At 64.9% G+C, this 15,662-nt stretch carries 8 protein-coding genes; 3 read left to right on the top strand and 5 right to left on the bottom strand.

What is annotated here, in order from left to right:
* Positions 1–47: 47 nt before the first annotated feature.
* The 3 genes from OH491_RS06460 (at position 48) to OH491_RS06450 (ending at position 4,542) form a co-directional block, all read left to right on the top strand.
* Positions 48–1,439 carry an alpha/beta hydrolase family protein gene (locus tag OH491_RS06460; protein WP_068771792.1) on the top strand — a complete coding sequence of 464 codons (1,392 nt, stop codon included), beginning with the start codon at positions 48–50 and terminating at the stop codon, positions 1,437–1,439.
* A 76-nt stretch (positions 1,440–1,515) separates the two neighbouring features.
* Complete coding sequence (locus OH491_RS06455) at positions 1,516–3,009, top strand: arylsulfatase (RefSeq protein WP_084442441.1); 1,494 nt, start codon at positions 1,516–1,518, stop codon at positions 3,007–3,009.
* A gap of 102 nt (positions 3,010–3,111) precedes the next feature.
* Entirely contained in the window at positions 3,112–4,542 is a 1,431-nt protein-coding gene (locus OH491_RS06450; protein ID WP_068771793.1) for a glycoside hydrolase family 28 protein, read from the top strand.
* Between the two features lie 170 nt (positions 4,543–4,712).
* Here the strand turns inward: OH491_RS06450 and OH491_RS06445 are convergent, their stop codons facing one another.
* The 5 genes from OH491_RS06445 to OH491_RS06425 form a co-directional block, all read right to left on the bottom strand.
* Positions 4,713–6,188, bottom strand: coding sequence for a sulfatase family protein (locus OH491_RS06445; protein WP_068771794.1), 1,476 nt, complete (start codon positions 6,186–6,188; stop codon positions 4,713–4,715).
* 64 nt (positions 6,189–6,252) lie between these two features.
* Entirely contained in the window at positions 6,253–8,202 is a 1,950-nt protein-coding gene (locus OH491_RS06440; RefSeq protein ID WP_145928969.1) for a DUF4838 domain-containing protein, read from the bottom strand.
* 43 nt (positions 8,203–8,245) lie between these two features.
* Positions 8,246–9,502 carry a uroporphyrinogen decarboxylase family protein gene (locus tag OH491_RS06435; RefSeq protein WP_068771796.1) on the bottom strand — a complete coding sequence of 419 codons (1,257 nt, stop codon included), beginning with the start codon at positions 9,500–9,502 and terminating at the stop codon, positions 8,246–8,248.
* A gap of 19 nt (positions 9,503–9,521) precedes the next feature.
* A complete protein-coding gene (locus OH491_RS06430) occupies positions 9,522–14,246 on the bottom strand; it encodes an autotransporter outer membrane beta-barrel domain-containing protein (protein ID WP_342750914.1) in 4,725 nt (1,574 codons plus the stop codon).
* A gap of 232 nt (positions 14,247–14,478) precedes the next feature.
* Positions 14,479–15,444 carry an autotransporter outer membrane beta-barrel domain-containing protein gene (locus OH491_RS06425; protein WP_342750913.1) on the bottom strand — a complete coding sequence of 322 codons (966 nt, stop codon included), beginning with the start codon at positions 15,442–15,444 and terminating at the stop codon, positions 14,479–14,481.
* Positions 15,445–15,662 lie beyond the last annotated feature (218 nt).

Here is a 15,662-nt window from a genome sequence, read left to right as displayed (position 1 = left end):
CATACCTTGCCGGGAAAATCTCCCGTGCAAAACAGACGAATGTTTTTATGAAACACAGTTTGATATTCCTCCTCGCCATCACGGCGGTGATGCCCGCGGCCCCTGGCGGCAACGACAATCCCCGCCAGTCGCGCCCGCTGGCCGACGTGATGGCGGACATCCGGAAACAGTTCGACCTGGACCTCAAAATTCCCCAGAGGCTTCTCGACGGCAAGACGCTTGATTACGCGGACTACCGCATCCGGCGTTACAGCGCGGAGGAATCCTTGCGCAATGTGCTCGCGCCCTTCGACCTGATGTTTGAATACGAGACCGGAAAAACCTACCGGCTCCTCGCCTACGATCACCCGCGCCGTTCGCCCGCCGAGGGGGCGCGGGAAATGCAATACCTCGCCGCGCTCTACAAGGACAGGGCCGCATGGGAAAAGCAGGCGCGAGCCTTGCGTCCGGCGCTGCTGGCCGCACTGCGATTGTCTCCCATGCCAGACGCCCCCCGGGCGCAACCCATCCTCACCTCCGAGCGCCGCATGGACGGCTACCGCGTGCAAAACTTCGCCATCGAGACGCTGCCCGGCGTGTTTGTGTGCGGTTCCGTTTACATGCCCGGCCGCGTCGCCGGCAAATGTCCCCTCGTCGTCAGCCCCAACGGGCACTTTCCCGGCGGACGCTACCGCGACGACCAGCAAATCCGCTGCGCGATGTTTGCCCGCATGGGCGCGTGGGCGGTTTCCTACGACCTGTTTGCCTGGGGCGAATCGCTCCTGCAATTCGATGCCTCCGCGCACCGCACCCCGATGGCGCAAACCATGCAAATCCTGAATGGCATCCGCATCATCGATTATTTTTCAAAACTTCCGGAGATAGACCCCGACAGGATTGCGGTCACCGGCGCCTCTGGTGGAGGTTCGCAAACGATGATGCTCGCCGCGATTGACGACCGCGTGGGCGTCAGTGTGCCGGTCGTCATGGTGTCGGCGCATTTCGACGGCGGTTGTCCGTGCGAAAGCGGACAACCCATCCATCTGGCCGCTGGCGGCATGAACAATGTCGAGCTTGCCGCCCTTGCCGCACCGCGCCCCCAACTCGTGGTGTCGGATGGCGGCGACTGGACGGCCGGCGTGCCCGATGTGGAGTATCCTTTTCTCAGGCACGTCTATGGTCTTTACGGGAAAACGGAGGCCGTGGCCAACGTGCACTTCCCCCGGGAGGGCCACGATTACGGCCCAAGCAAGCGGAAGGCCGTGTATTCATTCCTCGCCGCGCATCTGGGCATGGATTTGACGGCGGCCCAAAATGCAAAGGGTGAAATCGACGAGTCCGCCTGCACGGTTGAGCCCGTCGAGGCACTCCTCGCTTTCGGCCCGAACGGTGGATTTCTCCCCGCCCGCGCCATCAAGGGCATGAAGCAACTCGATAAAATTTTCGAGTCAGCCGAGTGATTCCGGATGATTTAAAGTCCCCCGTCACTGCCTGTCCGGTTTTTTAAGATTTCACACACTGATTGCCAAAATCGCCATGCAAGTTCCTGCCACGCACCTGACCTCATTTCTATCGGGCATTGCCGCCTCCGCAGCCGTGCTGTCATCCGGCCCGGTGCAAGCCACTGCGCACGCCGCCGCGCCGTCGCGCCCTAATATCATATTCATACTCGCCGACGACGCCGGCTATGGTGATGTGGGCTTCAACGGACAGGCCCGCTTCAACACACCCAACATAGACCGGCTCGCCCGCGAGGGCATGATCATGACGCGGCACTATGCGGGCTCGCCGGTCTGCGCGCCCTCTCGCGCCGCACTTATGACCGGACTGCACACCGGACACGGAAGCATCCGCGGCAATCTCGGATATTCCCGGGGCGCGGACACCCCGGGCCGCATACCGATTTCACGCAGGGAGAAACTGATTCCCGAATACCTGAAGGATTTCGGCTACCAGACTGCAATGATTGGCAAATGGGGCCTCGGCGAGGAGGACAGTTACAGCGCGCCGTGGCTCCGGGGCTGGGATTTCTTTTACGGCTTCGTCAATCAGGCGCACGCGCACAATCAATATCCGGAGTTCCTTTATCGCAATGCGGCCAAGGAGCCTCTCGTCCAGAATTACTCACACGGGCAAAACAGTTTTGCCAATGACCGTTTCACCGTGGAGGCGCTTGCCTACATTGATCGCGCCGCCGCTGGCGCGGGACATCCTTTTTTTCTCTACATGGCCTATACCACCCCGCATGCCGATCTGGTTTGCCCGCGCGACACGGTCATGGAGCAGCTCAAAAAAGAACAGGCCTGGGTGCATGAAATCGCCGGACCGGACGATGCGGTCCATGCCGAAGACCCTCAGAAAAAAGCCATCGAGGGGGATAAGCGGATCATTTTTGCCGCCATGATGATGCGCCTCGATCGCGATGTCGGGCTCATTATGGACAGGCTCAAGGAACGCGGTCTTGATGAAAGCACCCTTGTTGTCTTCACCTCGGATAACGGCCCTCATGCCGAGGGCGGCAAGGACAACACCTTCTTCCACTCTTCCGGCGGACTGCGCGGCATCAAGCGTGACATGTATGAGGGCGGCATCCGCGAACCCTTCGCCATCCGCTGGCCCGGACACATTCGAGCCGGCTCGACGAGCGATCATCCCGCAGCGTTCTGGGATTTCATGCCCACTGTCTTTGAAATCCTGGGTGAACCCGTCCCCGCGGATATTGACGGCATCAGCTACGCTCCGACCCTGCTTGGACGCGCCGAAAGCCAGAAGAAGCACGATTATCTCTACTGGGAGCTCGAAGGCCGCCAAGCCATCCTTCAGAACAACTGGAAGGCCGTCCGCAATGGGATGAAGGCCGGCATCGAACTCTACGACCTTTCCCGCGACCCGTCGGAAAGGAGCAACCTCTCCTCCCAAAATCCCGGCAAGGTCGAATATTTTGAACGACTCATGGCCTCCGCACGCGTCAACAGCACGGCTTTCCCGCTTGGGCAACCTGTCGCAAAAGGAGAACCGGACGCTCCCTGATGCTTGCGGACGAGAAATCAATCCCCATTGCATATGAAATACCCATATAATATATCGAATCCCGGACGGATCGCCCGATCCAGAAAATCGTCTTCTATTCCCATGCCAAACCACGGATTTTTCCTCCCAGGCATCGCGTTGTTTTTTGCGGTGCTTCTTCAGCCGGCCTCCGGCGCAGCGCGCCACGCCGATCCGTGGAACGCGGTGCCGGCGATTCTCGCGCAAATAAAGGCGCCTTTGTTTCCCGCCCGTGATTTTATCATCACCGACGCGCGATTCGGCGCGAGGCCCGGCGGCGCGCACGATTGCACCGCCGCCATCGCCAGTGCCATCGCCGCGTGCCACGAGGCGGGCGGAGGCCGCGTCGTCATTCCCGCCGGCATTTTTCTCACCGGAGCCATTCACCTGAAAAGCAATGTCAATCTCCACGTGAGCGAAGGCGCCAGGCTTGTTTTTTCCACCGATCCCGCCGCGTATCTCCCCGTCGTTCTCACCCGCTGGGAGGGCATCGAGTGCATGAATTATTCGCCGCTCATCCACGCTCACGGACAGGAAAATATCGCCGTGACCGGCTCCGGCATGCTCGACGGCGGTGCGTCGCCGGATAATTGGTGGGGATGGACAAAACCCGGCGAACGTCACGCCGGGCCGCCTCTCTCGCGCGCGAGCGTCCGGCGTCTCAATGAAATGGGCGACAAAAACACGCCCGTCGCCGAGCGCATTTTCGGGGAGGGGCACTACCTGCGTCCTCCTTTTGTGCAATTTTACCGCTGCAAAAATATTCTTATCGAGGGCGTCACCCTCATTCGCTCGCCCTTCTGGGAACTCAACCCCGTGCTTTGCGAAAACATCACCGTGCGCGGGGTGAAAATCGATAGTCACGGCCCCAACAACGACGGCTGCGACCCCGACTCGTGCCGCAATGTGCTGATAGAGGACTGCCGCTTCGACACCGGGGACGACTGCATCGCCATCAAATCCGGGCGCAACAATGACGGGCGGCGCGTCAACGTTCCCTCGGAAAACATCATTGTTCGCAATTGCGAGATGAAGGATGGGCATGGCGGCGTTGTCATCGGCAGCGAAATCTCCGCCGGATGCCGCAATGTCTTTGTGGAAAATTGCGTCATGGACAGCCCCAATCTCGACCGCGCCCTCCGCTTCAAATCCAATGCCCGGCGGGGAGGAGTCATTGAAAATATTCACATGCGCAATGTCTCCGTCGGCCGGGTTGCCGAGGCAATTCTCACCATCGATTTCATGTATCAAGAGGGGGCCGACGGACCGCATCTTCCCGCCGTCCGCAATGTCTCGCTCGAAAACGTGAATGGCAAAAGTAGTCCCCGCGTCCTGCAAATCGCCGGGTTTCAAGGCGCTACCGCGGACGATATCCGTTTCAAAGACTGCGTCTTCGAGGGTGTCTCCGCCACCGAGTATGTGCGGCACGCCGGCCGCATCCTGTTCGACAACGTGACCATCGTCCCCGCCGGAAAACTCCGTCCGGTCAGTTCGGTTCCCCCGCCGTCGGAATAAGGCGCGCCGGTCTGGCCGCGAGTCCGCGGTTGCCTGTGTCCCGGGCGTTCATGCCCATCTGGCGGGCGGGGCGGATTGCAATCCGGCGATGAGGGCGCCGAGTTTTTCCGGATCGCGGTTTCTGATGGCGACGTAGTGATGCCGGTTCTCCCCGCCGGAGGGCTCCAAGTTTATTCATACTGCCATTTATGCAGCCAGGGATCCTTGGTCGCGGACTGGAATGCCCTTGTTTTTTCGATGAGAGCGTCGCGCACCTCGCGCAGGGCGGGGGCGTCGGCGAGGTTGTCGATCTCATCGGGATCGGCCTCCAGATCGTAGAGTTCGAACTCGGGACGGTGAAGAAATGCCGCGATGGAGCGTTTCCCGAAAAGGCCGCCCCCGTCGCGGGTGGCGCTGATCCACGTCGGCGACTGGATGAGGTCCCGGGCGGACGGAAAGGCGAGGGGATACGCGAGGTTATGGATGAGTTTGTATTTCTCCGTCCTGACCGCGCGCATGGGATAATACATGGTGACCTGATGAAACGTGTGCGACGCATACACCTCGTCCCGGCCGCGCAGCGGCGTGCCGTCGAGGCCGGCCTTGAAAGAGCGTCCGTCGAATCCGGCGGCGCCGGGAGGCAGCGCGCCGGCGACGTCAAGAATGGTGGGCGTGAGATCCACCCACGAGACCAGCGCGTCCTGAGTGACGCCGCCTTTTGGCTGGCGCGGGTTTTTTATGATGCACGGGAGGCGGATGCCGGGCTCGTAAAGCGTCGTCTTGGCGCCGGGGAAGGCGACGCCGTTGTCCGATATATAGATGATGAGCGTGTTGTCGTATTTGCCGGCGTCCTTGAGCTGTTTTATCAAGACGCCGATGCCCTGGTCTAGGCGGGAGACGGATTGGTAATATTGCGCGAGTTCGGCGCGGCAGGCCGGCGTGTCGGGCAGGAACGGCGGCACGAGCACGTCGGCGGGATTATAGACAACCGGCGTGATGCCGGGGTAGCCGGCGGGACGGTTGCCAAAATGGTTTGGCTCGGGCCAGGTGTCGAAGGTCGGCGTGCCGTCGGGCAGGACGGCGTTGGCGCGATGCGGATCGTCGGTGGCGAAATACAAAAAGAACGGGCGGGCGTCGGAGGATTCGATAACCTCGCGGGAGCGCCACGCCATTTCCATCGGGCTCCGCCCGAGGGTTTTCGGGTCGTTGGCCGCGCCGCCGGAGAGGACGGTTTGGAAGCGGAAGACAGAGTCGGGCGCGACATGGTATTTGCCGACGCGGGCGGTGCGGTAGCCCGCCGCCTCCAGCATCACCGGGAGGCTGCGCACCTGATCGAAGCACAGGAAATGATGCTCGTCATGCTGGAGGCCATACATGCCGTTGTGATGACCTTGCAGGCCGGTGAGAATGACGGAGCGCGACGGACTGCAACTGGCGCTGGTGCAAAAGGCGCGGGTGAAGCGCGTGCCGGCGGCGGCGAGCGCGTCGAGGTGGGGTGTGCGGATGACGGGATTGCCGTAGCAGCCAAGCGCGTCGAGACCGTGGTCGTCGGAGACGATGAGGACGATGTTTGGGCGCGCTGGTTCGGCGGCCGTGACAACGCAGGGCGCGGAGAGCCCGGCGGCGACAAGGGGGGCGATGAGCGCGGCGGGGAGCTGGTTTTTCATACCGGTTTGCGCATTGTTTATATAAAAATTCGACAGCGGGGAGGAGATAAAGAGGAAGGCGGCGTCATTGCTTGCGCGGGGCGTCGGTGAGCACCCAGCTGGTGGATTCCTCCCAGGCGCAGTGGTTGAAATTGGCGATCCACTCACGCTCGTGGGCCCGGCGGAAGGCGATGAGCTCATCAAGGGCCGTCCTGCCCCGGGCGAGCGTGGAACGCGGATCGGCGGTGGTGAGCAGCTCGGAGATACGGGCGCAAAGCCGTGAATGCGAAAGCCCGGCGCGGAGAAATTCGACGCGCGCGGCGGCTTCGGGATCGCCCGCGGCGGCCTGCGCGGCACGGGCGAGGATGGCTTCGGCGGGGGCGAAGCATTCCGGCGGATGCACGCGGTGCGCGGCCACGGGCCAGTTGCGGGAGCGCGAGACGTTGATTTCCTCAAAAACGCCCTCAAGACGGGCGCGATTGTCGCGGGTGTAGTTTTCCCAGTAGGTGAAATATTCCTTCACGAGGGCGGCGGCGGGACCGAAGACAGAATAATAGCGATCAAGAATCGCGTCGGTCCGGGCGGCGGGCGTGACGTGCAGGCGCATGAGCGCGTAGATGTTGGGGCCGTGCGCGGCCCACTGGCCGGTGAGGGCGTCGTAGTCGGTGGCAACCATGCCATTTTCGGCCATGAAGCGGAACTCCTCCGAAAACTCATGCGCGTAGATGTGCGGCATGGTGTAGCCGTCGAGGCATTGGTTGCCGCGCGAGAAGAGGCGCGCGCCGGTGTCGCGCCATCCGAGCCACTGGCGGCGATACCACGCGTTTTTCTCCGGCGAGCGCGGGAAGCCACCGCCGGAGGGATAGGAGCCGATGAGGAAGTTCGCGTTCAGTTTGAGGCCGGGGGTGGGCGCGTGGAAGTAGTTATAATAATTATAGGCGATGACGACGACGCCGGGGTCGGTCCTGCGCGCCTCGGCCTGCACGGCGAGCCAGTATTTCACATAGCGGTCGGTGACAAAGCGCGAACCCTTCATCTTGGATTTTGCGGCGTAGAAATCGTCATAGTCGTCGGGCCGGGGGCCGTCCCACGCGAGACAGTCGTCGCATTCGCAAAGGCCAAGCACGCCGTTCTCGCAGGCGTTCAGGTAGCTGGCGGCGCCGGGTTCGGGCGGATTTTTTGCGCGCTGCTCAAGCCAGAGCGCGACGAGTTTTTGATGCAGCCCGGGGTTGGAGACGCACATCGAATAACTGGCGCCGGGCTTGGCGGGGCCGCGTTTGCCATTGTGCAACTGAAACCATTCCGGATGCTCCGCGCCATATTGCTCCCACCATTTGGGGAAGACGTGCCCGTAACTGATGCGCTCCCGCTTGCCCATGCGGTGACGGCGGAGAAACACGGCCTGTTCGCGCGCGTAGGCCTCGGCGGCGGCGGGCGTGAAACCGAGTTCGGCGAATTTGCCCTTGAAGGAGAGACCGCCGCGCACATGGCGCTGGAGAAAGGGCGGGGCGAGGGTGAGGTCGACCTCGTCGCGCACGGCGAGGTCGGGCTTCTTCGGAACGTAGGTCCCGAGTTCACCGGGCCATGCCCAGATGACGCCGAGCTCGCGCTCAAGGAATTCATACACGCCGAACAGCGTGCCGCCGGGCGTGCCGGTGCCGAGCGGCTCGCCGAGGCCGTCGCCTCCGGCAATGATGAGCGCGGCGGGCGTGGAGCGGAGGACGAAGGTCTCGGGTGGGAGCAGGCGGGACTCGATACCGGCGGCGTGGGCGGCGGCGGTGTCGCCGAGGTGGATGCACACCGCGGGGGAGGTTTTGTGTAGTTGAGATTCGGATACGACGGGGAGCCTTGCGCCGGTGGCTTTTTCGATGTGCCATGCCAGTTCCTGCGCGGCATAGGCAACGACCGGAGGGGCGTCATCGGCGGTTGCAATGACAGCGGCGGGGCTGCCGTCACGCACGAGGTCGAGAGCGGTGGCGCCAGACGCGGGAAAAACCACGGCGGCGAGAATGGAGGCGAAAAAACGGAGTTTCATGGGAAGGGCGGATGAGCCGGGCGCGCGTGTGCCTTCCACGCGCTCACCCGTTGAATTCGCGCACGGCGTCCACCATGGCCACGATGTTTTCGACCGGGGTCAGCGCCTGGATGTTGTGGATGGTGTTGAAGACAAAACCGCCGCCGGGAGCGAAGGTTTCGCAGCGGCGCAGCACCTCGTCGCGAACCTCGGCGGGCTTGCCGAAGGGGAGCGTGGTCTGCGTGTTCACGCCGCCGCCCCAGAAGGTGATGTCGCGCCCGTGGGCGGTTTTCAGATGGGAGGGCTCCATGCCGGCGGCGGAGCATTGCACGGGGTTCAAGATGTCGAACCCCGCCTCGATGAACGAAGGAATGAGGGGATCGACCGCGCCGCAGGTGTGCTTGAAGGTTTTCCAGCGGGTGTGGCGGTGGGCCCAGTCGTTGAGGCGGCGGTAGTGCGGCAGGTAAAGCTCGCGGAAGGTGGCGACGGAGCAGAATTGCGAGTTTTGCGTGCCGAAATCGGTGCTGCACACGTAGAGGACATCGATGCCGTCTTCCCCGACGGCCTGGCGCAGGCGGTCGAGGTTGCGGAGGGCGATGTCATACTGGCGCCTGAAAACCTCCTGTATATAATCGGGGTGCTCGATGATGGCCATATACCAGTCGGCGACGCCCCGGAAACCCGGCGGATCGACGAGGCCGGGCGCGGGAATGTGGCCGACGTCGCCGATGGAGGTGCCGCCAAAGGCGCCGACGACGGCGCAGCCGGTCTGACGGGCGCGGGCGGTCTCGGCGGCGAAGTATGCGATGTCCGTGTCGGAGATGTCGCCGAATTCCACGAGGTTGTCGGCGGGATCGAGGTGGTCCTCGTCGATGGGCTGCTGGCGCTCGATGCTGTCGAAGAAATAGCCTCCCGCGGGCAGATGGGCGGAGGGCGGGAGGGAATGGTCGCCGCGCGGGTGCATGTAGAGGTCGCCGGCGGGGGTGGAGGAGGGGAGGAAGCCGCCGGGAGCGAGCACGACCTGCCCCCACGGCAGGCGGAACTCGCGCCAGTTTTCATTGGCGAAACCGAAGCGGCTGCGGGGGGCGAAGACGCCGATGACGTCGATGCCCATGGCGCGGCGGAGGTCGTCGTCGATGACGCCGAGCATCTGGCCGGCGTCGCGCAGCTTCACCGGCGCGTCGCCGAGGCCGTAATGCCGGCGCAACGCCGCCACGCAACTGACATGGATGCCGCTGACAAACGTGGCGCCGAAATCAACCGGCACCCTGTCAGGCTGGCGATGCGAGAGCGCAGTCCGGATTCTTTCCCTGCTGGTCATGGTGCGAGAAGGCGGATGCTTACCAACGGTAGTTCATGCCAAGGCTGGCGCTTTGGCTTTGGATTTTGGCCCCGGTTTGCACGGCGGCTTCAAGGTAAAGTTCGAAGTGCTCGCCGAAGCGCACGGGCACGCCGGCGGCAAGAAGGAGACCGGAGCCGCCGAGGTCGCTGTGGAAAACCGTGCCGTTGACCGAAGTGACCGTCATGGCACCCTCCATGTCATAAACCCAGAACGCTGACACGTAGGGGGCGAAGACACGACCGCCTGCGAGGGTGATGTTTTTTTGCGCGCTCGCGCCCAGGTGCCATTCGAGCGAGGTGGGATGATCCACGCGGTCATAGCGCGGACCGAAGTGATAAGTGCGCCCGTAGGAGTCCGTGGTATCGTCGACCGTGCGGCGCTGGTAGAGCACCCGGGCCGATGGGACGAGGGTCAGGCCGGTCCGGTCGAACGTCTTGGAATAGGAGACGCGGAGCATGGTGTCCCAACTGAAGCCGTCCATGTCGAACGAAGGCGTGTCGCTGACATCGAGCGTGTAGTTGTCCCATGAATACTTGGTGGCGGCGTCAACGTGCCAGGGACCGGAATGGATGGACACATACCCGCCGGCGCCGGTGGAGTCGAGGCGGGTCGAGGGCTTGTTGGCGACGGGAATGTCGGTTTCGGACCCGGCATAGTCCACGAAGAAGCCGATCGCGGCCAGCCCGCCGTTCTGCTGCCTGAAGGAATAATCGCCGCCGAGCTGCACGCCCTGCGTGTCGCTGCGGGCGTTGTTGAACAAGGTGTCGTCAAACTTGTCGCGGCGGTAGTAACCCTGAAGCCAAAGCTGGAACGGCTGGGCAATCTTCCCATCGGCGGGCAGCAATGAGCGGATTTGGTCGAAGCGGCGGCCCAGCGAGGCGAGCGTGGCGCGGTTGACCGCGATGCCGGTGGCGTTGACGGCGAGGGCGGCGGGAATCTCGGCGCTGGTCGTGGCGACGATGCGCGCCTCGTTCTGATAATAATAGAGCCCGTAGTCGTGGAGGCCGATGACGACGCGCCCGACGCTGGTGCCGTCGGTGAGGGTGAACACGTTCGTGGGCATGTCGCCGGATTCGCGGGTGATGACGGCGCCGATGTCGAGCAGCATGTCGGAGGCGGCGGCCGCGCGATTGTCAGTCACATGCACGAGCAGGCGCGACGTTCCGCCCACCGCGCCGCCGACATGCACGGTGTCCACGGCGGTGGGCGCGTGGTCGGAGGCGACCAGGTTGAGCTCGATGACGCCGGGAAATATGCCGTTCACCGTGTTGGTGACGCCACCGGTGTAGTCGCCGGTGATGATGAGCCGCGCGCCGGCCGCGCCCGTGGCCGCGCCGAGGACGACGGAGCCCTCGTTGAGGACGGAATGAACGCTCTGGCCATACCCACCGAGCGAAAGCGCGGCGCCGAACATGACGGTGTAATCGGACTGGGCGGCCAGCACATCGGGCGCGCCTGCGACCAGCCGTCCGGCCTCGATGGTGGTCTCGCCCGTGTAGCCGGCCTTGCCCAGCAGCCGGAGGTCGCCGGGGCCGCGCTTGGCCAGCCCGCCGGAGCCAGTGATGTCGCCCGCGAGCGCAAGAAAACGGTTTTCCGCGACCTCCACGACACCCGTGCGCCGGAAGCCGATGGAAACGGGCGCGTCGAGCGTGCCCGCGCCGGTCAGCCGGGCGTTGTCCTCCAGCGACACGCCCGCGAGCCGGAGCACCTCGGCGCCGACCGCCGGGCCGGTGGTGGCGAGGCCCACTTGCAGGGTGCCGCCGTCCTGCACGGCGGCATTCGCGGCGGTGCCGGAGCCGCCGAAAGTCGCGCCGGCGGCGATGGTGACGGCCGCGCTGCCGAGCCGGGCGGTTTCGGTCAGAAAAAGCGCGCCTTGGTCAACCCTGACCGCGCCGGAGGGGACGGAGTCGGGCGAGTCGAGGAAGAGCGCGGCGGAGCCGGTCTTGATGAACACGCCCGCGCCCGTGAGGCGGCTCGAATAGGTGTCGGTGTCGTCCTGCCGGAAAACGAGCGTGCCGGAGTTGGCGATGACGGCGCCGGACCCAATGCCGAGCGACCGGACATTGCCGACGACCACGCCCCGCTCGACGACGATGCCGTTCTGGAAGACGTTCGAAGCGTTTTCAAAGGTGACGGTGCCGGTGCCTTGCATGGTGAAGCGTCCGTCGGCGGAGGCGCCAAAGCCGATGGCGCCCGACCCGACACTGCCTGCGTCCGTGGTGATGCGTCCGTTGCCGGCAAAGGTGTAGTTTTTGCCGCCGGTGACGGTCATGTCGGCGGCGGTGACGCCGTTGTCCTCGATGGAGATGGTGCCGGAGCCCGCGGTGTCGGTGCCGGCGAAAATGACGCGGTCGCCGTCGATGAAACGGGTGTCGGCTCCGCTCCAACTGGCGGCGGTGTTGTAGTTCCAGTCGTCGCCGTCCGCGCCGGTCCAGGTGAGGGCGGCATTGGTCTTGGAGATGGCGACCTGAAGGGTTTGCGGGGTCGGGAGACTATAAGTGAGCACCTCGCGAGCGCTGACGATGACGCCGTTGCGGCTGGTGACGATCGAGCCGGGAAGGGAGGGGGCAATGCTGCCGGAGTTGACCGTAATCAGGGTGAAGATGCCCTCGCGGATGTTGGCGAAATCCACGCTGAGGGCGCCGCCGAAAGCGATGCTGTTCGCGACCAGTTTGTCCGCCGCGCCGGCGCCGTAAGTGTCGTATTTGACCAGTGTGTCGCCGCCGAGCGCGAGCGTGCCCAGAATGTTGAGCGTGGAGGGGGTGACATTGCGGGAGTCGTTGTGGGTGGGCCCGAGCTGGATGAAGCCGCCGCCGGTGAAGGTGACATTGCCGTGGATGTCGCCGGAGCCGCCGAAGCCCGCGCCGCCGGCCACGGTGACGGCGGACGCCCCGAGGCCCGCGACCATGAGTCCGCCCTCCTGGATGTCAACCGGGCCGGAAAGGGCCGTGCTGTCGTTTGAGAAAACAATGTTGCCAAGGCCGGTCTTGAGCGCACCGAGGGTGCCGCTGACGGCGCCGCCGATGCCGAGGGTGCGCATGCCTCCGGTGTCGTTGGTGGCGAGGGCAAGCGGGATGCCCTCCGCGCGGACGGCGTTGGCGATGGCGGCGTCGGCATCGGCACGGAGCACGGCGCCGCCGGAGAGGACGAGCGTGCCGGTGCCGAGGGCGCGCGCGTGGCCGATGCCGAGGATGCCGTCCGTGGCCTCGGCGATGCCGCCGATGATGTTGTCGCCGCCAAGGGAAAGCGCGCCCGCGCCGGTCTTGCGCAGGCCGCCCGCCGCGGTGATGACGCCGGTGAAGGCGGTGTCGTCATCGCTGTTGACCGTGAGTTTGCCGGAGTCGAGGTTGACGGCGCCGCCGCCGGAGAGGTTGTTGAAGGTCTGGTCGGTGTTGCGGCCGTTGAGGGTCGCGCCGGTCTCGACCGAGACGGCACGGCTGGCGGCGAGCTGGTCGGCGGCGGTGAGGACGAGCGCGCCTTGTTTCACCACGGTGTCGCCGGTGTAGGCGATGGTGCCGCCGAGGGTGAGCGAGCCGCCGCCGAGTTTGGTGAGGCCGCCCGCGCCGCCGAAGGCCACGGCGGGGGAGATGCCGATGTCGAAGCCGTTGCTGTCGATGAACGCGCCGTCGCCCCCGGTGGTGACGACGAGGGTGGCGGCGCCGGTGGTCGCGCCGAGGAATTCGGCGTTGGACTGGGTGGCGCGGAGGATGCCGCCGTTGAAGGCCAGCGTGCCGGAGAGGCCGGCGCCGCGTGTGACGGACGAGGTTTCAAGCGTGCCGCGCCCGGTGAAGGCGTCGCCGTTGAGGGTGACGATACCATGTCCCTTCATGTTGGCCACGCTGCCTTGGAGCGTGCCGATCATGACCTTGCCGGCAGTGACGGTGGCGTTTTCCCCGATGGTGAGCTCGCCCCGGTAAAAATTACCGACGCTGAGGGTGCCGCCGATGGTCCAGCGCGCCGAGCCGCCGAGGCTGGCAACGCCGCTGGAAGTGGTAGCGCTGTTGTTGGCCCCGTCGGTCGCGCCGAGGTTGGCGTTGCCCGCGGTGGTGAGGACGGCGTTGTCCCGCATGACGAGTTCGCCGCTGCCGCGATAATACCCGAGATTGACGTTGAGCGCGCTCATCGTGCTGGAGCCGGCGAGGGTGACGACGCCCTTCGAGCCGATGGTGCGTCCGAGGTTAAGCGTGCCGGCGGAGAGCGAACTGCTGCCCGTGGCGGTGAGGGAACTGGTGCCGCCGTAGCCGATCAGGAGCACGCCGCCCGCCGTCAGGCGTCCGTTGTCGGTGACCGTGCCGGTGAACACCGCGCCGGCATCGTTGCCGAAGGTCAAGTCGCCGCCGCCGAGCGAGGCGTTGTCCTTGACCAGCAGGGTGGCCCGGTCGCCGGCCAGTATGGCCATCTGGATGACGCCGCCCACCGCGATGCCGGCGTCGCCGGCGAGGGTGAGGGTGCCGCCCGAGCCGGTCGTGCCGACATAAAGGCCGGTGAGGGACGCGGAGGTCGAGCCGCTGACGAGGGGGCCGCGCCCGTTCTGGATGTGCACGGTGCCGGAGACAGGCGCGATGGTGGCGCCGGTTATCGTCCAGTTGGCCGCGTCCGCCCAGTCGCCGTCGGCGGGGCCGGTCCAGTCGTAGCGTTGCGCGGGCGCGGACGCGGCGGCCAGCGCGAGCAGGAGGGCTGCGACGCCGGGGCGGATGCAGGAGGCGAGTGAATGCGTTTTCATGGGAAGTGTCTTAAGATTGCGGAAGGCGGGCGCGGCGCAGGCATCCCTGCCTGCTGTCGTGGGTTTATCGCGCGTGGCGCGGCATTCATTTTCAAAGGAGAGGAGGCGGCGGCGCTTCGCGCCCTGGGGTTCGACGGCAGGCTGGAAGCCTGCGTCACGGGGAGGCGACATCGCGGACAGGAATGTCCGCGCTCCTTTTTTGGACGGCCTGGCGGTGGTGCGCATGGGGGACTTACCAGCGGTAGTTCACGCCGAGGTTCAGGTTGTGGCTTTCCGTCGGGCCGCCGGTCTGGAGGGACGCCTCCGCGTAGATGTCGAGGGCGTCGCTGACACGCACGGGCAGGCCGGCGCTGAACAGGTAGCTTTCGCCGCCAAAGTCGGTCTTGATGGCGGTGTTGTTGACGGTGGTGACGGTGAGGTTGCCCTTGAACTCCCACAGGAACAGCGCGCTGACATAGGGGGCGAGGGAGATGCGGTTGCCCAGCCTGACGGCCTTGCGGAGAGTGGCGCCGACGCGGCCTTCGAAGGAGGCGGGGACGTTCAGGCGCATGTTGGCCGGACCGAAGACATAGTTGCGGCCAAACGCGTCGGTTGCGCTGGCGACGTCGCGCTGCTGGTAGATGAGCTGGCCTTGGGGGAGAAGCGACCAGGTGCCGTAGTCATAGGCGTAGGCGACGCGGGCCATGCCCGACCACGTGTAGCCGTCGGTGTCCATCGAGGTGCTGCCTACGGTGATCTTGTATTTGTCCCACGTGTAACGGGCGACGAGGTCGGTGTGCCAGGGGCCGGCGTGGGTGGAAATGTAGCCGCCGAGTCCGGTGCTCTTGAGCGTGCTGGCGGTCTGGTGGGGCAGGTCGGCCTCGGATTCGGTGTAATCCATGAACGCGCCGTAGGTGACGTATTTCTTCGGCCCCTTGCCGGTCTTGCTGGTGATGACCTTGCGTTTGTCCACGCCCGCCTGAAAGCCGTGGGTCTTGCCTTCGGCGACGCCGTAGGAGGCGCCGACATCGGGGGAGAAGGCATCGGTGTCGATCTCGTCCTCGCGGTAATAACCTTGGGTCCAGGCCTGCCAAGTGTAGTTGAGGTCCTCGCCGGTGGTGGCGAGGGTGCGCAGGTGATCGAGGCGCTGGCCGACGGAGGAAAGCGCGGCGCGGCTGGCGAAGAGGCTGGTGGCGTTGACGGCAAGCGCGCCGGGCATCTCGGCGGCGGTGGTGGCGGTGAGTTCGGCGCGGTTGTCGATGACGCGCAGCACGTAGTCGCGCTGGCTGATGACGACGCGCTCGTAACCGCGCCCGTCGTCGAGCTTGAAGGCGCCGGCGGGGAGCGCGCCGGCCTCGGCGACGATGAGCGGGGCGATGTCGTAAACGACGCGGGTCTTGTCGGCGCGGTTGTCGGTGAACTGGAGGAAGACCTTGG

This window comes from Termitidicoccus mucosus (genome assembly GCF_038725785.1).
GTDB lineage: Bacteria > Verrucomicrobiota > Verrucomicrobiia > Opitutales > Opitutaceae > Termitidicoccus > Termitidicoccus mucosus.
Note: the sequence above shows the minus strand (reverse complement) of the source record. Positions and strands in the feature narration are given on the sequence as shown.